Source organism: Streptomyces sp. NPDC052496, from assembly GCF_040679095.1.
In the GTDB taxonomy this organism is placed as follows: Bacteria; Actinomycetota; Actinomycetes; order Streptomycetales; family Streptomycetaceae; genus Streptomyces.
Window position 1 is genome coordinate 39836 of record NZ_JBFAUH010000012.1, and the last position, 19487, is coordinate 59322.

Sequence of the window (19487 nt, forward strand, 5' to 3'; positions counted from 1 at the left end):
GGCCGTTCGGCCGGTTGCGGGGGGGAGGGGGCGGCGGTCTGCTCCGGGCAGACTGCTCAGCCCCGTCCGTCCGCTCAGCCCCGCTCCGCCGGTCCGCTCAGCTTTCCCCCGTCCGTCCGCTCAGCCCCGTCCCGCCGTCCCGCCCAGCCGGTCCAGCGTCGCCGCCGCCTCGGCCATGATCCGGCCGACCAGCTCCGCACACGACGGCAGGTCGTCGATGACCCCGGCCACCTGTCCGGACGCCAGCACCCCGGCGTCCGTACGGCCCTCCACCAGCGCGGCCCGCAGCATCATCGGCGTGTTGGCGGCCAGCAGCACCTGGCTCCAGGACAGCCCGGTGCCGCGCCGCATGGCCAGCCCGTCGCGCACCATCCGCGCCCAGCCCGTCCCCGCCTGCCGGCGGAACGCCGCCGCGTGCCGCACGGCCCGCAGCAGGGCCGCCGGGCGCCCGGACCGTTCGAGGGCGGCCACCAGGTCCGTCCGCAGCATCCGGTGCGGCAGGCCGTCCACCGCGCGGGTCACCGTCACGTCCTGGACCGTGGCCGCCAGGTAGCGCGCCTTGACCGCGGCCGGGACGGTGCTGTCGGACGTGAGCAGGAAGCGCGTCCCCATGGCCACACCGGCCGCCCCGAAGGCCAGGGCGGCCACCAGCCCGCGCCCGTCGTGGAAGCCGCCGGCCGCCACGACCGGGATGTCCACCGCGTCCACGACCTGCGGCAGCAGGACGGAGGTCGCCACCTCACCGGTGTGCCCGCCGCCCTCCGCCCCCTGGACGACGACCGCGTCCGCGCCCCACGCGGCGACCTTCTCCGCGTGCCGCCGCGCCCCCACCGTCGGGATGACGACGACCCCCGCGTCCGTCAGCCGGGCGATCAGTTCCCGGGAGGGCGCCAGGGCGAACGAGGCCACCCGTACGCCCTCCTCGATGATGATGCGCACCCGCTCGGCGGCGTCCGTGGCGTCCGCCCGCAGGTTGACGCCGAAGGGCCGGTCCGTACGGGCGGCGACCTCGCGGACCGCGGCGCGCAGCTGCCCGGCCGACATGGTGGCGGAGGCCAGGATGCCGAGCGCCCCGGCCTCGGCGGTCGCGGAGACCAGGCGCGGCCCGGCGACCCACCCCATACCGGTCTGGACGAGGGGATACCGTACGCCGGTCAGCTCGGTGAGCGCGGTGGTCAGGGGCCGCACGGCGGCACCTCGCGGTCGCGCAGCCCGCACGGGTCGATCACCTCGCGGATCAGCCGCAGCTCGGCGGCGTCCGGCTCCCGGGTGCACGGCACACCGCCGTCCGGCAGGGACAGTGCGAACCCGGTGGCCGCGCGGACCTCGGCCGGCCGTACGCCGGGGTGCAGCGACCGGATCCGCATGGTGCGGTCGGGCGTCTCGAAGTCGAACACGCCGAGGTCGCTGACGACCTCCGCGACGCGGTGGAAGCGGGTCGCGGACGGCCCGGCCGCCGCGGCCCGGTCGTACCCGACGCCGCAGACCATGTCGACCCGCTCGACGAAGGTCCGCGGCGAGTGCTTCGGCACCCAGTAACTGGTCGGGTTGTTGAGGGTGTTGACGGGCGCGCCGCGCACCCCGAGCAGCTGGCGGGACGGACGCGCCCAGTCCCCGATGCAGGAGATGTTCTGGTTGCCGTACCGGTCGATCTGGCTCGCGCCCATCATGACGTGCCGGCGGCCGGTGGCGACCAGCGCCAGATGGCGGCGGTAGGGGAGCCAGCCCTCCGGCACCGTCGTTCCGCGCCCTGGCTCCGGCGCGTCGCCGACGAGCAGGGCCTCGCCGTCGGTCAGCAGGAGGTCGGGGGAGAAGGTGAGCCGTGCCAGCCGCGCCCCGAGGGCGGGGACGGTGCCCATGGGGGAGGCGAGTACTTCGCCCGCGCCACGCCAGACTTCGGCGCAGGCCAGCACGCAGTACTCGGCGCGCGTGACGGTCGGGGTTCCGGCCCGGGGAGTCACCGGCGCTCCTCGGCGGTCTCGTCGGCGAAGGCCGCCACCGCGGCCCGGTAGTCGCTCTCGTCCCCCGACAGGAAGCGTGCGGCGAACGCGGCCCACGCGTCCGGATCCGCCGCGGCACGCACGTACGCCCGCTGGAACGCCTCGTCCCGGCCGTAGTCCGGCACACAGGACGTGAAGTGCGCACCGTACGGCGCCTCGACGACACCGCTGACGAACATCCGGCTGACCAGCAGCGTCTGCGGGCCGGCTGCCCGGCACAGGTCAGCGGGGTCCACGATCCGCTCGCACGAGACGTACGCCGCGTCCGCCGCCTCGCAGAAGAGGTCGTCGAAGTACGGGTCGGGCCCCAGGTACTGGCCGTTGCCCCGCGCGTCCGCCCGGTTGAGGTGCACCAGCGCCGCGTCGAGCCGCAGTGCGGGGGCGGCGGCCAGTACCTCACCGTCCGCGTACGGTGAGGTCACCGTACGGATGTGGGGGGCGGCCCGCAGCACGTCGGACCCGAGTCCGGCCCGTACCGGCATGAACGGCAGCCGCTGGCCCGCCGCGGTGAGCCCCCACAGGAACATCGCCTCGTCCAGCTCGGTCAGTTCCAGCGCGCCACGCTCACGGGCGGCACGGTAGTGCGGCTCCAGGGGGACCGAGTCCAGCGTGACGAAGGGCGTGACCAGCCGGCGGATCTTTCCGGCGGCCGCCAGCAGACCGACGTCCGGCCCGCCGCAGGAGACGACGGTGAGGTCCGTCAGGCCGGACCGCAGCAGGGCCCGTACGAGCGCCATCGGCTTGCGGCGCGAGCCCCAGCCGCCGATGCCGATGGTCATCCCGCTCGCCAGCCGGGCCGCCACGTCGTCGGCGGTCATGGTTTTGTCGGTCAACTCGGCTCCTCTGCGGGGGTGGCGGCGCCGCGTTCGGGTAGCGAGGTGCTTTGCGGTGTGGTTCTTGGAGCGGTTTCCGGGGCGGTTTCCGGGGCGCCCCTCCGTGTGAAGGCGTCCCGGTGCCGGTCCGCCACTCCGCTGAGGTTGGCCTCGAAGGTGAAGCCCTGCTCGAAGCGGTAGCTGCGGTGGACGTCGACCGGGTCGATGCCGTTGATGGCGGCCTTGGCCAGCCGCAGCAGGTATCCGTCCTTCGCGGCGATCTCCCCGGCCAGCGCCAGTGCCGCCGTCCGCACCTCGTCGCGCGGCACCACCTGCCACACCGCGCCGTGCCGGTGGAGTTCGGCGGCGGTCACGGTGCGCGAGGTGTAGTAGAGGGTGCGCATCAGGTGCGGCGGGACGAGCCGGGCGAGGTGGGTGGCCGCGCCGAGCGCGCCGCGGTCCAGTTCGGGCAGGCCGAACCTCGCGTCGTCGGCCGCCACGATCGCGTCCGCGTTGCCCACCAGGCCGATGCCGCCGCCCAGACAGTGGCCCTGCACGGCAGCGACGACCGGCACCGCGCAGTCGTACACGGCCGCGAACGCCTCGTAACAGCCGTGGTTGGCGCCGAGCAGCGCCGCGTGCCCCGGCGTCCGCTGCATCTCCTTGAGGTCCACGCCCGCGTTGAAGCCGCGGCCGGCGGCGGCGAGCACCACACAGCGGACGCCGGGGTCGCGGCCGGCCGCGCGTACCGCGTCGGCCAGGTCGAACCACCCCTGTACGGGCAGCGCGTTGACCGGCGGCCGGTCGACGGTGACGAGCGCGATGCCGTCCTCGGGGCGGGAGACGGTGACGGTGGTGGAGACACCCATGGGCGGATCAGCTACCTTTCCACCAAACGTTTGTTAGGTGCAGGCTGCTGGAGAAGGTAGCAGCGCGGCGCCCGCAACGGGAGGGCGGAGGTGCCCCTTTGACACTCGGCATCGACCTGGCGGGACGCGTCGCGGTCGTCACGGGCGGCACGCGCGGCGTCGGCGCCGGCATCGCCCGCGCCCTGCTGGCGGCGGGCGCCGAGGTCGTCGCCTGCGCGCGCCGCCCACCCGAGCGGCCGGTCGCGGCGGCGGACGGATGCGCCGCGGCCTTCGAACCGGTGGACGTGCGCGACCCGGACGCGGTCGCCGCGTGCTTCGAGCGGATACGGGCCCGCCACGGACGCCTCGACATCCTCGTCAACAACGCGGGCGGCACACCGTACCGGCTCCTCGACGACTCCTCGCCACGGCAGGCCGCCCGCGTCGTCGAACTGAACCTCGTCGCGCCGCTGACCGTCTCCCTCGCCGCACGGGCCGTCATGGCGCGGCAGGCGACGGGCGGTTCGATCATCATGATCGGCAGCGTCAGCGGCACCCGCCCGTCACCCGGCACCGCCGCCTACGGGGCCGCGAAGGCGGGCCTGGAGAACCTCGCCCGCACCATGGCCGTCGAATGGGCACCGCACATCCGCGTCAACACGCTCGTCGTCGGCATGGTCCGCACCGAACTCTCCCACCTGCACTACGGCGACGGGCCGGGCCTCGCCGCGGTCGGCCGTACCGTCCCGCTCGGCAGACTCGCGACCCCCGACGAGGTCGGCGAGGTCTGCGCCTTCCTGGCCAGCGACCGGAGCGCCTACGTGAGCGGCGCGAGCCTGGCCGTCCACGGCGGGGGCGAACGCCCGTCCTTCCTGGAGGCCGCCGGCCCACCCCCGACGACCGCCACGACCACCACAGCCACTACGGCCCCCACCGCTGACCTGGAGGGCGGACATGACCGCTGACCGGCCCACCGAGAACGCCGCCGCCCGCCTCTGCGCCGGGCGGGTGGTCGCCGTCACCGGCGCGGGCCGTGGCCTCGGCCGCGCCCATGCCCTGGCCTTCGCGGCGGAGGGCGCCCGCGTCGTCGTCAACGACCTGGGCGTACGCCCGGACGGCAGCCCGGCCGAGGGCGCGGGCGGACCCGCCGAGGAGGTGGCAGCGGAGATCCGCGCGGCGGGCGGCGAGGCGGTCGCGCACGGCGGTGACATCGCCACGCCCGCCGGCGCCGCCTCGCTCGTCGCCACCGCGCTGGGCACGTACGGCCGCCTGGACACCCTGGTCAACAACGCGGGCTTCGTACGCGACCGGATGCTGGTCAACCTGGAAGAGGACGAGTGGGACGCCGTCCTGCGCGTGCACCTCAAAGGCCACTTCCTGCCGCTGCACCACGCGGCGGCCCACTGGCGGGCGGAGGCCAAAGCCGGCCGGCCGCCGCGGGCCCGCGTCGTCAACACCAGCTCGGGAGCCGGTCTGTTCGGCAGCGTCGGCCAGGCCAACTACTCCGCCGCCAAGGCAGGCGTCCTCGGCCTCACCCTCGTGGCCGCCGCCGAACTGGGCCGGTACGGCGTACAGGTCAACGCCGTCGCCCCGGCCGCCCGCACCCGTATGACCGAGCGGACCTTCGCCGAGACCATGGCGGCACCGGCGGACGGCACCTTCGACACCATGGCCCCGGAGAACGTCTCCCCGCTCGTCGTCTGGCTCGGCTCCGCCGCCTCCGAAGGCGTCACCGGCCGGGTCTTCGCGGCCGAAGGCGGGCGCATCACGGTCATGGAGGGCTGGCGCCCGGGGCCCACCGCCGACAAGCAGGCGCGCTTCACCCCGGCCGAGGCGGGCGACACGGCCCGCAGGCTCCTCGCGGAGGCGAGCGCGCCGGAGCCGGTGTATGGGGCGGGGTGAGGTGGAGTGGGGGACGGGAGGGGGTTTGGGGTGCGGGAGGGGTTTTGGGGTGTGTGGTGGGCGGGTGCGGTGTCCGGGAGCCTGTGGCGCGTGGGTAGGTTGGCGAGGCCGTACGCCCGCTGATCGCCATGCCCGGCGATCACCGCACCCGTTGATCGCCACACCCACTGGTCGCCGCACCCGCCGAGGAGCACCGCATGCCGTCCCGTACCTGTCTCGTCACCGGAGCCGCCTCCGGCATAGGCCAGGCCACCGCCGCCCGCCTCCGCGCGCAGGGCCACACCGTGCTCGGCGCCGACCTCGACGGCGCCGACATCCACGCGGACCTCGCCACCCCCGAAGGCCGTACGGAACTGGTGACCCGCGCCCGGGAACTGACCGGCGGCCGGCTCGACGCGGTGATCGCCTGTGCTGGCGTCGCCACCTTCGACCCGCTGACCGTCAAGGTGAACCACTTCGGAGCGGTGGCCACTCTGGAGGGCCTGCGCCCGCTGCTCGCCGCCGGCACGGACCCGCGCGCGGTCGTGGTCTCTTCGGTGGCGTCCGTGCACCCCGGTGACACCGCCGTCGTCGACGCCGCGCTGGCCGGGGACGAAGCGGCCGCGGTCGCCGCGGCCCAGGCGGCCGTCGACCGCGGTGAGGGGTACCTGCTCTACGGTTCCTCGAAGGCCGCCGTCGCCCGCTGGGTCCGCCGTACCGCCACGACCGCCGACTGGGCGGGGGCCGGCATCCCGCTCAACGCCGTCGCGCCGGGCACCGTCGTCACCCCCATGACCGCCCCCATGCTCGCCGACCCGGAGACGCGCCGGGTCGTGGACGCCAGTGTGCCGATGCCGCTGCACGGCCACGCCCGCCCGGAACAGGCCGCCGCGCTCCTCACCTGGCTGACATCGCCGGAGAACACGCACGTCACCGGACAGGTCGTCTTCCTCGACGGCGGCGCGGACGCGGTACTGCGGGGGGACAGCACCTGGTGAGGCGGTCGGGGAGGCGGCCGGTGAGATGGTTGGGGAGGCGGCCGGTGAGATGGTTGAGGGAGGCGGCCGGTGAGGCGGGTGACGAGTGTCGGCCTGCCCGGGCCGGTGCGTCCGTCACCTTCGCAACGTCCGTGACACCCGTAACGCCCGTACGCCCTCACGGACCGGACGGCTCCCACACCGACCCGTCGTGGGCGAACATCACCCGCCGCGGACCGAACGCGTCCAGCCGCTCCAGCCACGGCGGATGACCGGGCAGCGGGGCGCCGACTCCGTCGAGGGCGGCTCGCCGGGCCAGCTGGTCCGACGCGAACTCCGAGGCGCAGTCACGGGCCTGGCCCGCGAGGATCACCGTGCCGTCCCGCTGCTCCACCACCAGGGACTGGTGCCCCGCGGTGTGCCCCGGCGTGGGGACGAGGTGCACGCCGGGCCAGACCTCGGCCTCGCCGCTCAACTCCTCGTAGGCGACGCCGGGGAAGTCGATCAGAGCGTCCACCGTGTACCCGCCCGCGCGGGCCAGGGCCAGTTCCGTCGCCTGGACCAGGACGGGCCGCCCGCTCAGCAGCGGATTGCCGCCGCAGTGGTCGAAGTGCAGATGACAGTTGACCACCACGGACACGTCCGCGAGCCGATGGCCCGCCGCGGCCAGCGCGGCTTCCAGGGACCGGCGCCGCGGACGGTAGTGCGCCTCGGTCTCCGGATCGGCAGCCCCGATCCCCGTGTCGAACAGCAACAGCCCGGCATCGTGCCGCACCAGGTACGCGAGTACCGGCTCGACCCGCGGACCGGCCCCGCCGGTCTCCGACGCGGGACGGACGAAATACCCGAGATCGAGCCTGCGCACACCCCGCACCACACTCCGGGCCACGCCTCGCACCGGTGGGTCGCCCATCGACGGGCCGCCCACCGTACGCCCGCGCACCGTACGCCCGCGCACCGTACGCCCGCGCGTCGTCCCCTCGTGGCCCACGGCATCCATCCGGCCATCGTGGCAGGGGGCGGCGCCGGCCGGCCAGCCGTCGGCCGGCCGCCGGTCCGTCGTCCGTCAGCCGCCGGTCAGTCGTCCGCGGCGGCCCGGGCGGCCACCACGCGCAGGCCCCGTTCGCCGAACTCCCGGCGGACGGATTCCTTGGCGCCGCTGTCCGTGATGAGGGTGTCGAAGACGTCCGCGCCGCCGACCCGGGCGAAGCAGCGTGCGCCGATCTTCGAGGAGTCCGCGACGACCACGGCGCGCCGGGCCCGTTCGGCCATCAGGCGGTTGACGCGGGCCTCCGCCTCGTCGTGCACGGTCGCACCCATCACCGGCTCTATGCCGTTGGCGCCGATGAAGGCGATGTCCACGGAAATCTGCTGGAGGACCAGCTCGCTGAACGGGCCGACCAGTTCGAACGACCGGGAGTGCGCCACCCCGCCGGTCAGCACGATCTTGATCTGCGGCCGTACGGCGAGTTCGTTGGCGATGTTCAGCGAGTTGGTGACGATGGTCAGGTGCGGCTGCGGTCCCGCCTCGGCGAACTCCGGCCGGGTGGCCAGCACCCGGGCGATCTCCGTGGTCGTGGTGCCACCGCTGAGTCCGACCACGTCGCCCCGCTCGACCAGCTTCGCCGCGGCCTGCGCCACCGCTTCCTTCTCGGCGGCGCGGTGCGCCCGCTTGTAACGGATGGGCAGGTCGTACGCCACCGAGCTGAGCACCGCGCCGCCCCGGGTACGGGTGAGCAGCTGCTGGTCGGCCAGGGCGTCCATGTCGCGCCGCATCGTCGCGGCCGACACCTCCAGCTCGGTCGCGGCCTCCTCGACCTCCACCCGGCCGCGTTCGCCGAGCAGCTCCAGCAGAGCGTTCATCCGTTCATGGCGGTTCATGGCGCGAGCCTAAGTCCTCTCCGGCGGCCTGCGTGATATCGGGAAGCCCCCGGCCGGCCAGGGGCGGCGGGATGGGCAGGCGCCGTGCACACCCCGTGGTGGGAGGGTACGCAAGCGTTTTCGCCTCATGGACCGGAGGGGCGGACCAGCCGACGACCCGCACCCCTCCCACGCCCACCCGCTCCCCACGGCTCACCCCTGCACCGGCGCCTCCGCCGCGGCCGACTGGCCCGGGACCGCGGCCGGGGCGGCGAGCAGGGCCAGGAGACGGGCGGCCTCCTGGGCCACGGCCTCGCGCGCCGGCTTCACGTACGTGCGCGAGTCCACGAGGGTCAGGTCGGCGTCCAGGGTGTCCCGGATGCTGCGGGTGAAGACGGACACCAGATGGGTGGAAATGTTGATCTTCGTCATGCCGGCCGCGACGGCCCGGCGCAGCTCGTCGTCGGGCACGCCGGAGGAGCCGTGCAGCACCAGCGGCACCGGCAGCTTCCCGGCCAGCGCCGCGATCAGCTCCTTGTCCAGGACGGCGGTGCGCTCGTGCATCGCGTGCGAGGAGCCGACGGCGACGGCCAGCGCGTCCACCCCGGTCGCCCGGACGAACGCCAGCGCCTCGTCGGGGTCGGTACGGGCACCGGGGGCGTGCACGCCGTCCTTGCCGCCGACCTCGCCCAGCTCGGCCTCGACGTAGGCACCGCGCTCATGGCACCAGGCGGTCAGCTCCGCCGTGGCGGCGACGTTCTCCTTGTAGGGGAGGGCCGAGGCGTCCACCATCACCGACCGCACCCCGGCCGCCACGCCCTCGCGCACCAGCCCGGCGTCGGTGATGTGGTCCAGGTGCACGGCGACCCGGGCGGCGGACGCCTCGGCGAGCGCGAGGGTGGCGCGGACGATGGGCAGCAGGCTGCCGTGGTACCGGATGCAGTTCTCGCTGATGCCCAGGATGACCGGCAGACCGCTGCGTTCGGCGGCCGCGACGAGCGCCTCGGCGGTCTCCAGGTGGATGACGTTGAACGCCGCGGCACCGGCCCGTGCCTCACGGGCGGCAGTGACGATCGACGAGGTGGGAACGAGGGGCATGGGATCCTGACTCCCTTGCGGGCCGGGGCCGTTGCCGGCGGTTCGTGGACGGGGTGGCGGGACGACAGGGCGAGGGGGAGCGGGACAGCGGGGCGGGGGCAGAGAGGGGGCGGGCGACTCTCCCGTCTGCCCGGCTACCCCGCCGCCGGCTCCGGCGCCGTGAGCATCACCGAGCGGGTCAGGCTGCGCGGGTTGTCGGGGTCCAGACCGCGGGCGCGGGCCCGCTCCAGGGCGATCCGCTGCACCAGGACCAGGTCGGCCAGCGGGTCGCGCCCGTGGTGCACGAACCCGGCACCGGTCCGTGCGACATCCGCCTCCAGCCCGTCCGGCACCGGGCCGAACACCCAGGTGACGCGGCCCGGTGCCGCTATGGAGATGGGGCCGTGGCGGTACTCCATCGCGGGGTAGGACTCCGTCCAGCTCTGCGACGCCTCCCGCATCTTCAGAGCCGCCTCGTTGGCCAGCCCGTACGTCCAGCCCGTGCCGAGGAAGGAGAACTGCTCGGCGTCCAGCCACTCCTTCTCCACGGGCGCGGTCAGCGCCTCCTCCGCGTCGCGCACCGCGCCGGACAGGTCCTCGCCGAGGTGGGCCCGCAGCAGCGCGAGCGCGGTCGTCGCGAACCGGGTCTGCACCACGGACCGCTCGTCGGCGAACGGCAGGGTGACCGTCGCGTCCGACAGCCCGGTGGCCGGGGTGTCCGGGTCACCGAGCACCGTCACGGTCGGGATGCGGCCCTTCACCTGCTCCAGCAGGCGCAGCACCTCGGTCGTGGTCCCGGAGCGGGTGATCGCCACGACGGCGTCGTACCCCCGGTCGGCGCCGAGGAACGCCTCGGAGGCGGCGAAGGCGTCCGTCACGCCCAGCCCGGCGCCCTCGCGCAGCGCCGCGTACGCCTGCGCCATGAACCACGAGGTGCCGCAGCCCACCACCGCGACCCGCCGGCCGGCGCCGGGCAGCGGGGTGTCCCCGCCGCCGATCCGCGCCGCCTCCCGCCAGGTCTCCGGCTGGCTGCGCAGCTCCTGCTCCATGTACGAGGTCCCGCTCACGACACCCTCCAGTTGTCTGCGTGAACTTGCAACAACATGCTCGGTTGCAAGCAACTCTACGCACGCCCGGCGGCGTAATCCATCCCTCGGAAGGGTGGAAGCGCCCGTAAGGCGGGAAGGGATGGACCATGAACTGGCTCTCCTTGCAGGAGGGATGCCGAATGCCTGGTCGCCTGAGGTGACTGTTGACACATGAATGAAAGGAGTCGAATACTCGCAGGATCACTCATGCAGCCGCAGTGGGGCGGCGGCCGTCAGGCGGCGCGGACAGCGCCGGCGCCGGGCGGTACGTCCGGTCACCGGCCGTCCGACGGCAGCTGCCGCAGTGATCGTCACGCAGCAAGGCCGTTCCGCCGACAGTCGTCACAAAGGACTCCCCATGTCCGTTGCAACGCGCTCCACGCAGTCACCGTCCTCGCCGCCGGACCCCGCCGGCCCGCCGCCCCGGCGCACCGGCCGGCTCTTCGCCCTCACGGGAGCCGTCGTCGGCGTCATCTACGGCTACGACACCGGCAGCATCTCCGGCGCCCTGGTGTTCCTGAGCCAGGACTTCCACCTCAGCGACACCGAGAAGGGCCTGGTCAACAGCGTCCTGGTGTTCGGATCGATCCTGGGTGCGCTGATCGGCGGCAAGCTGGCCGACGCGCTGGGCCGCAAGGCCGCCATGCTGATCGTCGCCGGCTCCTACACGGTCTTCGTGGCGCTCTCCGCCCTCGCCCCGAACGTCGTCGTGCTGGACGCGGTGCGGTTCCTGCTCGGCGTCGCCATCGGCATCTCGATCGTGGCCGCCCCGCTGTACATCGCCGAGTCGACACCGGCCCGCACGCGTGGCGCCTCGGTGGCCGCGTACCAGGTCGCCACGGTCGCCGGCATCGCCCTCACGTACTTCGTGAACTGGGGCCTGTCCGACGGCGGCCACTGGCGGCTGATGCTCGGCCTGGCCGCGATCCCCGCCGCCCTCGTACTGATCCCGCTGTTCCGGCTGCCCGACACCCCCCGCTGGTACGTCCTCAAGGGCCGGACCGAGAAGGCCGTCGAGGTCATGGCGCTGACCGACCCCGACGTCGACCCGCGCGCGGAGACCGAGGCGGTCCGGGCCGCGCTGGCCGAGGAGAGCGGCGGTTCGCTGCGCTCACTGCTGCGCAAGCCGTACGCCCGCGCCGCGCTGTTCGTCGTCGGGCTCGGCTTCTTCTGCCAGATCACCGGCATCAACGCGGTGACGTACTACAGCCCGCAGATCTTCGAGGAGATGGGTTTCACCGGCGACGGGCAGAACTTCCTGCTGCCGGCCTTCGTGCAGCTGGCCTCCCTGGCCGCGACGGTCCTCGCCATCCTGATCATCGACCGGCTCGGCCGCCGCGTCGTCCTGCTCTCCGGCATCGCCACGATGGCGGCCATGCTCGGCGTGCTGACCGTCGTGTTCGGCTTCGGGGACATGGAGGGATCCGGGACGTGGATCGGTTTCGGCGCGATCCTGCTCTTCACCGCCGCCTTCAACTTCGGCTTCGGGTCACTGATCTGGGTGTACGCCAGTGAGGCGTTCCCCGCCCAGCTGCGCTCCACCGGCGCGTCGGCGATGCTGACGGCCGATCTCGTCGCCAACCTCCTCATCGCGCAGTTCTTCCCGTCCCTGATGTCCTGGGCGGGCGCCGCGACGACCTTCGCGGGCCTGGGCCTCCTCGCACTCGGCGCGCTGGTCTTCGCCGCGTGCACCGCCCCCGAGACCAAGGGGCGGCAACTGGAGGAGATCCAGGGTTTCTGGCTGAACGGAGGGCGCTGGCCCACTCCGGCCCCGTAGCGGCCGGGCGCCCCCGCCCGTCCCGTCCGGTGCGCGCAAAACCGTTGGTCGCGCGCCGGCCGTGTCCCCTACGATGCGGCACATGGGCAATTTCAGCTGAGCAGACGGACGTGGTCCAGAGCCACCGGCCCGGCGTACGCCGCCGGGCCGGTGGTGTCCGTCCGTATGCCCTGCTTCTGCTCAGGAGACACCACCCATGCATCGCACGCCGGTCCCGTCCTGCCCCGCCCTCGACCGCCGCGTCGCGCGCCTGCGCGAGCTGGCCGAGGCCGAACCCCGGCTGGAGGGCGTTCTGCTCTACGGCTCGTGGACCCTCGGGGAGGCCGACGCCCACTCCGACATCGAGGCGTACCTGTACGTCCGTGACGCGCACGCCGACACCTTCGACGGCCCGGAGTTCGTCGGCCGTATCGCCCCGCTGAAGCTGGCCTACACCAACATGTACGGCATCCTGGCCGTCGTCTTCGACGACCTGATGCGCGGCGAGTTCCACCTCGTGGCCGCCGGGCCGGGCATCGACGAGGTGCCCACCTGGCGCGGCACGGTCCACCTGCCGGACCCCGGCGCGGCCGTCCTGCTGGACCGCGGCGGACGGCTGACCGCCGCGGCCCGCCGCCTCGCCGACCCCTGCCCGCCGGAGCCGGGCCCGACCGCCCAGCAGCTCACCGACGAGCTGGCCAACTGGACGCTGATGCTCGCCCACGTCCTGGCCCGCGGCGAGACGGCCCGCGCACATGCCCTGCTGCACACGGTCGTGGCCCCGCAGCAGCTCCAACTGTGCCGCCTGCTGCGCGGGTCCACCACACACTGGCTGACGCCCAGCCGCGCTCTGGAGCAGGACCTGCCGGCCGCCGACCGCGACCGTTACACCGCGACCACTGCTCCCGCCGTGCTTCCCGCCGTACGGACGGCGGCGCGGGCGAGCTGGCAGTGGAGCCGGGAGCTGGCCGGTGAGGCGGCGGCCTGCTGGGGCACCGAGGTGCCGGCCGCGCTGCACGAGGAGATCGCCGGGCTGCTGGGCCGCGGCTGACCGTTCCGCGGGCCGGGCGCGGCCGTACGGCGTGCTTCGGCCGCTGTGCCCCGCCGGGCCGGGAGGGGGAACCCGGCCGGGGCACAGCGGCCCGAAGTGCCGCGGAACCGGTGATCCAGGCCGTCAGGAGTGGTTGTTCTGGCGGCGGCGCAGGAAGTAGGTGCCACCGACCGCGGCGGTGGCCAGGACCGCGGCACCCGCGACGATCTCCGTGGTGTTGGAGTCCTGGCTGGTGGTGCCGACGCCGGTGTGCACCTGGCCGTGCGGCCGCTTGGCGTCGGTCTTGAAGGTCGTGGACCACTGCTTGCCGTCCGGGCAGTTGCCGTTCACACCCCAGGTCGTGTAGCGGCCCAGGTGGTTGGGGCCGCCGGAGAGCTGGGACGCCACCCGGGCGGTCCCGCGGTACGTCTTGCCGTGCTTGTGGGTGCGGTAGAGCCAGACGGTGCCGCTGCGGAACCCCTGGGAGGATGCGGCGATGCGCTTGGCCTTGCCCGTGTCGCAGGTGACGGTGACGGTCACGGCTCCGTTGGGGCCGGTGAGCTTCGGACTGGTCGTGGCCACCGGCTTGGCGAGCGCGGCGCCGGTCGACAGGCCCAGGGCGGCGATGGTCAGGCCGGAAGCGGCGATGATGCGGGTGGGACGCATGGTTGTTCCTCCGGCAGCGCGGAGGCGGCGCGGGTGCGCCGCGGCAGATCGGATGGATCCGCGCTGACGCATTTGAGATAAGCCTCGGCGCGCCGTCCCCGCCCGGTGAGGCCGCGTCAGGTATGGTGCGGCCCTCCGGCGTGTCGGCCCCCGCCGGGCGGCGTTGCGGCAGGTCACTGCGCCGACACGCGGCCGGTGATTTGTCCGCGCCGGGCGGGGACAGACGGGTGAGGGGCGGCCGCGGCGCTGTAGGCCGTACGGGGCGGTCTCGAACCGGCCGCGAACCACCCACGAACCGGTTTCGAACCGACCACGAACCGGCCTCGAACCACCCACGAACCGACCGCGAACCACCCACGAACCGACCGCGAACCGGTCTCGAACCAGCCGCGCGACCCGCCCCGCCCCGCCCCCGCTCTCCCTCACACCCGTCGGCCCTCCGTCACGGCCGTGGCCCGACGACCGTGTCACCGTCCCGGATCAGGATCGCCATGGCCGGACAGGAGTCGGCCGCGTCCAGCGCGTCCTCGTCCTCCGGGATCTCCTCCCGCAGCGGCCGGGCGTGCGGCCCGTCCAGGACGAAGAGGCCCGGGGCGATCCCGGCGCACATGCCGGTCGCCATGCACTGCTGTCCGTCGACCGAGGCCTTCCAGGTCATCCGGCTCACCACCCCACCGGCATCTCGCGCGGGCCGCGGACCAGCATCTGGTTCTTCCACACCACGTCCCCGGCCACATGCAGCTTCGGGAAGCGGGTGAGCAGGGCGATCAGCGCCTCCTGGAGCTCCAGCCGGGCCAGCGGCGCGCCGAGGCAGTGGTGCACCCCGTGGCCGAAGCCGAGGTGCTGGTTGCCGTCGCGGGTGATGTCCAGGACGCCCGGCGTATCGAAGCGCAGCGCGTCCCGGTTGGCCGCGCCCACCGCGACCAGGACCGGTTCACCCGCGCGGACCAGCGTGCCGCCCACCTCGATGTCCTCGGTGGCGTAGCGGGGGAAGGCCGCGCCGCTGCCCAGCGGGACGAAGCGCAGCAGCTCCTCGACGGCGTTCTTGACGAGCACGGGCTCGGCCCGCAGCCGCTCCAGCTCACCGGGGTGGTCCAGGAGCGACAGGACGAAGTTGGGGATCTGGGTGGCGGTGGTCTCGTGCCCGGCGACCAGGATGCCGACGCACAGGTCGATCAGCTCCAGCTCGCTCAGCCGGTCGTTCACGTCGCGGGCCTCGATCAGCCGCGTCATGATGTCGTCCTGCGGCTCCGCGCGGTGGTCCGCGATCAACTGCGCCATGTAGGCGCGCAGTTCCTCGCGGTTGGTCTCGAACTCCTCGGCCGTCAGGGAGCTGGTGGACAGCGCCGCGTCGCTCCACGTACGGAACTTGGGCCGGTCCTCCTCGGGCACGCCGAGCATCCGGCAGATGACCGCGACCGGGATGGGCAGCGCGTAGCGGTCCACCAGGTCGACGGGCGGGCCGGCGGCCTCCAGCTCGTCGATCAGCTGGTGCGTCAGCTCCCGCACCCACGGCCGGAGTTTCTCCACCTGGTGCACGGTGAACGCCTTGGCGACCAGCGTGCGCAGCCGGGTGTGGTCAGGCGGGTCCATGCTCAGGATTCCGCTGTTCCGCGCGCCCTCCGCCTGTCGCGGCTCGTCGTGGTGGAGTCCCTCCGCGCGGCTGAAGCGCCGGTCGCCGAGGACCAGGCGCGCGTCGGCGTAGCGGGTGGCGAGCCAGGCCGGTTCGCCGTACGCCATCTGTACCCGCAGCAGTCCCGGCCGGTCGCGGACCTGCGCGTAGGTGTCGGACAGGGCCAGTCCGTCGGGTTCGTTGAACGGGTAGGCAAGGGGCATCGTGTCGGCTGTGGTCACCGGGGCCTCCCTCGTGTAAGCAGCTGCTTACAAAGTAGAGGGGGATTCTTGGTACGGTCAACGGCCCTGCACGATCTTCGGGTTGACGGGGCGTCGGGCCCCGTGGGCGCGGGGGAAGGGACGAGAGGAGCACACCGATGGACGGGAACGAGCCGGTGGCCGGGCCGGTGGCCGAGCCGGTGACCGGTACGGAACGCATGCCGGACGGGCCCGCTCCGGAACCGGGGGCGGGCGGTTCCGTACCGGAACCGGGCGGTTCCGTACGGCGCCGCGGGGCGCAGGGCACCCGCCTGCTGCTCCTGGAGGCGGCGGCCGCGCTGTTCGCCGAGCGGGGCTACGAGCGGGCGACCGTACGCGACATCGCGGAGCGGGCGGGCGTCAACCAGGCCCTGCTCTTCCGCTACTTCGGGTCGAAGAAAGCCCTGTTCGGTGAGGTGGTGGCGCTCGGCGGCCAGGAACAGCTGCACAGCACACCGCCCGGCGAACTCTTCGAGGCGGCGCTGCGCGGGATGCTCCGCCACCGCGGCGAGGAGCCGGGGGACCGCGCTCTGGAGACGTTTCTGCGCTCCATCGGCGACAGCGACGAGATCACCACCGCCGTACGGGAGATGGGCGACGATTACGCGCGGGTGCTCGCCACCCTCAGCGCCGCCGACGACCGCGGGCTGCGCGCCGACCTCGCGCTGTCGTGGATGCTCGGTATCGGCCTGATGCGGGTGGTCGTCGGCAAACAGCCGCTGGCCGACGCCGACCCGGACGCCGTGTGCGCCCTGGTCACCGGCGCGCTCGGCGCCCTCCTCGAAGACTTGCCGCGGTCGGCACCACCGCCGGCCGGGTGACCGTACGCGTACAGGTACGCGTACGCGTACGGCACGCCCGGCGGGCGCGCCTCCCCGTCACCGGCCGGCCGCCCGCCGCTCACGCCACTCCGGGGCCAGCACCGACCAGATCTCCACGTCGTGCCGTACGCCGCCGCGCGGGTAGCTCTCCCGCAGCACCCCGTCCCGCACCAGCCCGAGCCGCTCGGCCAGCTTGATGCTCGCGGTGTTGCCCGAGGACGCCACCCACTCCACGCGGTGGATGCCGCGCTCCTCGACCGCCCAGTCGACGATCACCCGGATCGCCCGCGTCACGAGCCCGCGCCCGACGGCCGTCTCCTCCAGCCAGCAGCCGACCTCACAGTTCCCCGCGGCGGCGTCGAAGGTACGGAACAGGACGCCGCCGACGAGCGTGCCGTCCACCCAGATCCCGTACAGCCGCCCGGTGTCGGCCGCCGCCTTGTCCGCGTACGACTGCAGGAACGCCCGGGCGGACGGCACGTCGGTGCACAGGTCGGCCAGGCCGATGAAGCGGCCGATGTACTCCCGGCCGCGCTCCATGTGTGCCAGGTACTCCTCGGCGTGGTACGGCTCCAGGGGCCGCAGTTCGGCACCGTCGTCACCCAGCGTCATCGCGAACATCCCCGCATCATCACACACGGCCGCGGCCGCACCGCAACGGCTTTTCCGCCCGCCCGTTCGATACCGTGTCCGCACCATGACGAACGACGCCACGATCTCCCTCGACGACGAACTCGCCCACTGGCCCACCGACGAGGCCGGCGCGCTGGCCACCCAGGACCGGCTGCGCGCGCACGTACGGCGGGAGCAGTCCGGGCCCGAGCCGGGTTTCGCCGGGACGGTCGTCGGCGTGGACGTCGCCTACGACGACGAGCGCGACCTGGTGGCCGCGGCGGCCGTCGCGCTGGACGGCGTCACGCTCGCGGTCGTCGAGGAGGCCACGGCCGTCGGCCGGATCTCCTTCCCGTACGTACCGGGCCTGCTGGCCTTCCGGGAGATCCCCACGGTCGTGGACGCCCTGCGCCGTCTCACCCGCACGCCGGACCTGGTGGTCTGCGACGGTTATGGGCTCGCGCACCCGCGCCGCTTCGGCCTCGCCAGCCACCTCGGCGTGCTCACCGGCCTGCCCACCGTCGGAGTCGCCAAGAACCCGTTCACCTCGCGGTACGCACTGCCCGGCGCGGAGCGCGGCGCGTCCTCGCCCCTGCTGGACGGCGCCGAGGACGAGGTGGTCGGGCGGGCGCTGCGGACGCAGCGGGGCGTCAAGCCGGTGTTCGTGTCGGTCGGGCACCGCATCGACCTCGACCGGGCCTGCGCGCACACCCTCCACCTGACGCCCAAGTACCGCATCCCGGAGACGACCCGGGCCGCCGACGCGCTGTGCCGGCGCGCCCTGTCCCAGGCGCGCGCCGACTGACGCCCCGTACGCCCGGTCAGGCCACCGTAGCCGCCGTACGTCCCGCGGGTGACGCGGATTCGGCGATCAGCCGGAAGGTGATACCCGCCCGCCGGAGCCGCCCGGTCAGCGCGTCGCCCATCGCGACCGCCGTGGTCACCTGCCCGGACGTCGCGGGCAGCTCGTCGAAGGCCAGGCTCAGCGCCGACTCCGCGAGGATCTTCGCCGTCTCGTCGTAGCCCGGGTCGCCGCCCGCGACCTCCGTCAGGACGCGCCGGCCACCGCCCTCGCCGACGAACCGCAGGCTGAACCGGCTGCGCGCGCGGCGCTCCGCGTCCGGACCCGCGCCCGGCGCCAGCCGCCCCGACAGCCAGCGGCGCGCGGGCGGCACCTGCGCGACCGCGCATGCCGCGCCCGCGCCCAGCACGCCGCCCACGGCGACCGGCAGCCACTGGACGGCGGCGAAGTGGCGGTACTGGAAGTCGGGTCCGTACTCCTCCAGTCCGGCCGCCGAGCGCGCGACCACCTGGGGGTCGAGTGTCGGCAGCGGCAGGGCCCAGGCGCGTACGGCGCCGTTGCGGTACGGCAGGCCGAGCGGGGCCCGTACCGTACGGCCCGCCGGCCGCGCCTCCAGGCGCTGCCGGTCGCGGGCGGCGCGCGCCATGCCCAGCGGACGCGAGGCCGCCGTCAGCGCGGAGGCCAGCGTGCCGCCGGAGATGGTGCCGTTGGTCCGTACGAAGCCCTCGACGCGCAGTGGCACACCGGGCGGCAACTGGCCGACGGTGAAGCGCGCGCCGAGGTCCGCCGGTACGCAGTCGAAGCCGCAGGCGTGCACGAGGCGGGCGCCCGACGCGCGCGCCGCCGCGTCGTAGCGCACATACGTCCGGTCGACGAACTCGGCCTCGCCGGTCAGGTCGGCGTAGTCCGTACCCGCCTCCGCGCAGGCGGCGACCAGCCCGTCCCCGTAACTGAGGTACGGCCCGACGGTCGTGGCGAGCACGCGGGTGCTCGCGGCGAGCGCGCGCAGTGAGCCGGGATCCTCGGTGTCGGCACACAACAGGGGGAGGTCCGCGCAGGCCGGATCGGTCCGGGCCAGGTCGTCCCGCAGCCGGGCGAGCTTCCCGCGGTCGCGGCCGGCCAGGGCCCAGCGGCAGCCCTCGGGGGCGTGCCGGGCCAGGTACGCGGCGGTCAGCCGCCCCACGAATCCGGTGGCGCCGAACAGCACGAGGTCGTGCGGCCGTGCTCCGGTGTCCTGCCGTGCGCTCACGCCTGCCTCCGCATCGGTTCCCGGCCGTGGCGCCGGCCGGTGCGGCGCAACGCTAGGCAGCGGCCGGCCGCCCGTCAACGAAGGGGGGCGGGCAGGCGGTCTTGACACGCCAGGGCGGCTGGACCACATTCACCCG

The 19487-nt window shown here is 74.1% G+C and carries 20 protein-coding genes; 7 read left to right on the forward strand and 13 right to left on the reverse strand.

Annotation, left to right across the window (positions count from 1 at the left end; all coding sequences use genetic code 11):
- Nucleotides 1-120: 120 nt before the first annotated feature.
- Genes AB0L45_RS17355 through AB0L45_RS17370 form a run of 4 tightly spaced genes read right to left on the reverse strand, consistent with a single transcriptional unit; the run spans nt 121 to nt 3681 of the window.
- Nucleotides 121-1179 (reverse strand): nitronate monooxygenase, encoded by a 1059-nt coding sequence (locus AB0L45_RS17355; protein WP_365840964.1) that lies wholly within the window; start codon nt 1177-1179, stop codon nt 121-123.
- Nucleotides 1176-1961 (reverse strand): CoA-transferase, encoded by a 786-nt coding sequence (locus AB0L45_RS17360; RefSeq protein WP_365840674.1) that lies wholly within the window; start codon nt 1959-1961, stop codon nt 1176-1178. The genes AB0L45_RS17355 and AB0L45_RS17360 overlap by 4 nt, the downstream gene beginning before the upstream one ends.
- A complete protein-coding gene (locus AB0L45_RS17365) occupies nt 1958-2818 on the reverse strand; it encodes a CoA-transferase (RefSeq protein WP_365840966.1) in 861 nt (286 codons plus the stop codon). The genes AB0L45_RS17360 and AB0L45_RS17365 overlap by 4 nt, the downstream gene beginning before the upstream one ends.
- An 11-nt stretch (nt 2819-2829) precedes the next feature.
- Nucleotides 2830-3681 (reverse strand): enoyl-CoA hydratase family protein, encoded by an 852-nt coding sequence (locus AB0L45_RS17370; RefSeq protein ID WP_365840676.1) that lies wholly within the window; start codon nt 3679-3681, stop codon nt 2830-2832.
- A 98-nt stretch (nt 3682-3779) separates the two neighbouring features.
- On the opposite strand from AB0L45_RS17370, the gene AB0L45_RS17375 reads away from it, so the two are divergent.
- The 3 genes from AB0L45_RS17375 (at nt 3780) to AB0L45_RS17385 (ending at nt 6539) form a co-directional block, all read left to right on the forward strand.
- Nucleotides 3780-4625: an SDR family oxidoreductase gene (locus tag AB0L45_RS17375; RefSeq protein WP_365840678.1), complete on the forward strand. Its 846-nt coding sequence runs from the start codon at nt 3780-3782 to the stop codon at nt 4623-4625.
- Nucleotides 4615-5562 (forward strand): SDR family oxidoreductase, encoded by a 948-nt coding sequence (locus AB0L45_RS17380; protein ID WP_365840679.1) that lies wholly within the window; start codon nt 4615-4617, stop codon nt 5560-5562. Before AB0L45_RS17375 ends, AB0L45_RS17380 begins: the two co-directional genes overlap by 11 nt.
- Nucleotides 5563-5759: 197 nt before the next feature.
- Nucleotides 5760-6539: an SDR family oxidoreductase gene (locus AB0L45_RS17385; protein WP_365840681.1), complete on the forward strand. Its 780-nt coding sequence runs from the start codon at nt 5760-5762 to the stop codon at nt 6537-6539.
- A 157-nt stretch (nt 6540-6696) separates the two neighbouring features.
- On the opposite strand, the gene AB0L45_RS17390 is transcribed toward AB0L45_RS17385, so the two are convergent.
- The 4 genes from AB0L45_RS17390 to AB0L45_RS17405 form a co-directional block, all read right to left on the reverse strand.
- Nucleotides 6697-7431, reverse strand: a complete 735-nt coding sequence (locus AB0L45_RS17390) for an N-acyl homoserine lactonase family protein (protein ID WP_365840968.1) — start codon at nt 7429-7431, stop codon at nt 6697-6699.
- A gap of 164 nt (nt 7432-7595) precedes the next feature.
- Complete coding sequence (locus AB0L45_RS17395; protein ID WP_365840683.1) at nt 7596-8399, reverse strand: DeoR/GlpR family DNA-binding transcription regulator; 804 nt, start codon at nt 8397-8399, stop codon at nt 7596-7598.
- Nucleotides 8400-8591: 192 nt separating this feature from the next.
- Nucleotides 8592-9476, reverse strand: coding sequence for a class II fructose-bisphosphate aldolase (locus AB0L45_RS17400; RefSeq protein WP_365840685.1), 885 nt, complete (start codon nt 9474-9476; stop codon nt 8592-8594).
- A 134-nt stretch (nt 9477-9610) separates the two neighbouring features.
- Entirely contained in the window at nt 9611-10522 is a 912-nt protein-coding gene (locus AB0L45_RS17405) for a sugar isomerase (protein ID WP_365840687.1), read from the reverse strand.
- A gap of 379 nt (nt 10523-10901) precedes the next feature.
- On the opposite strand from AB0L45_RS17405, the gene AB0L45_RS17410 reads away from it, so the two are divergent.
- Together AB0L45_RS17410 and AB0L45_RS17415 are read left to right on the forward strand one after the other, a co-directional pair.
- The gene (locus AB0L45_RS17410) at nt 10902-12320 is read left to right on the forward strand and encodes a sugar porter family MFS transporter (protein ID WP_365840689.1); all 1419 of its coding nucleotides are present in this window, start codon (nt 10902-10904) and stop codon (nt 12318-12320) included.
- 196 nt (nt 12321-12516) lie between these two features.
- On the forward strand, nt 12517-13350 hold the full coding sequence (locus AB0L45_RS17415; protein ID WP_365840691.1) for a nucleotidyltransferase domain-containing protein: 834 nt from the start codon (nt 12517-12519) through the stop codon (nt 13348-13350).
- A 123-nt stretch (nt 13351-13473) separates the two neighbouring features.
- Here AB0L45_RS17415 and AB0L45_RS17420 read toward each other — a convergent pair whose 3' ends face one another.
- The 3 genes from AB0L45_RS17420 to AB0L45_RS17430 form a co-directional block, all read right to left on the reverse strand.
- Complete coding sequence (locus AB0L45_RS17420; RefSeq protein ID WP_365840693.1) at nt 13474-13995, reverse strand: hypothetical protein; 522 nt, start codon at nt 13993-13995, stop codon at nt 13474-13476.
- A 442-nt stretch (nt 13996-14437) separates the two neighbouring features.
- Nucleotides 14438-14653 carry a ferredoxin gene (locus tag AB0L45_RS17425; protein WP_365840695.1) on the reverse strand — a complete coding sequence of 72 codons (216 nt, stop codon included), beginning with the start codon at nt 14651-14653 and terminating at the stop codon, nt 14438-14440.
- A gap of 5 nt (nt 14654-14658) precedes the next feature.
- Entirely contained in the window at nt 14659-15849 is a 1191-nt protein-coding gene (locus AB0L45_RS17430; RefSeq protein ID WP_365840697.1) for a cytochrome P450, read from the reverse strand.
- A 137-nt stretch (nt 15850-15986) separates the two neighbouring features.
- Between AB0L45_RS17430 and AB0L45_RS17435 the strand changes: the two genes are divergently transcribed.
- Nucleotides 15987-16688 (forward strand): TetR family transcriptional regulator, encoded by a 702-nt coding sequence (locus tag AB0L45_RS17435; RefSeq protein ID WP_365840699.1) that lies wholly within the window; start codon nt 15987-15989, stop codon nt 16686-16688.
- Between the two features lie 57 nt (nt 16689-16745).
- Here the strand turns inward: AB0L45_RS17435 and AB0L45_RS17440 are convergent, their stop codons facing one another.
- Nucleotides 16746-17309 (reverse strand): GNAT family protein, encoded by a 564-nt coding sequence (locus AB0L45_RS17440; RefSeq protein ID WP_365840702.1) that lies wholly within the window; start codon nt 17307-17309, stop codon nt 16746-16748.
- A gap of 76 nt (nt 17310-17385) precedes the next feature.
- Between AB0L45_RS17440 and AB0L45_RS17445 the strand changes: the two genes are divergently transcribed.
- Complete coding sequence (locus AB0L45_RS17445) at nt 17386-18105, forward strand: endonuclease V (protein WP_365840704.1); 720 nt, start codon at nt 17386-17388, stop codon at nt 18103-18105.
- A gap of 16 nt (nt 18106-18121) precedes the next feature.
- On the opposite strand, the gene AB0L45_RS17450 is transcribed toward AB0L45_RS17445, so the two are convergent.
- Nucleotides 18122-19351: a saccharopine dehydrogenase NADP-binding domain-containing protein gene (locus AB0L45_RS17450; RefSeq protein ID WP_365840706.1), complete on the reverse strand. Its 1230-nt coding sequence runs from the start codon at nt 19349-19351 to the stop codon at nt 18122-18124.
- Nucleotides 19352-19487 lie beyond the last annotated feature (136 nt).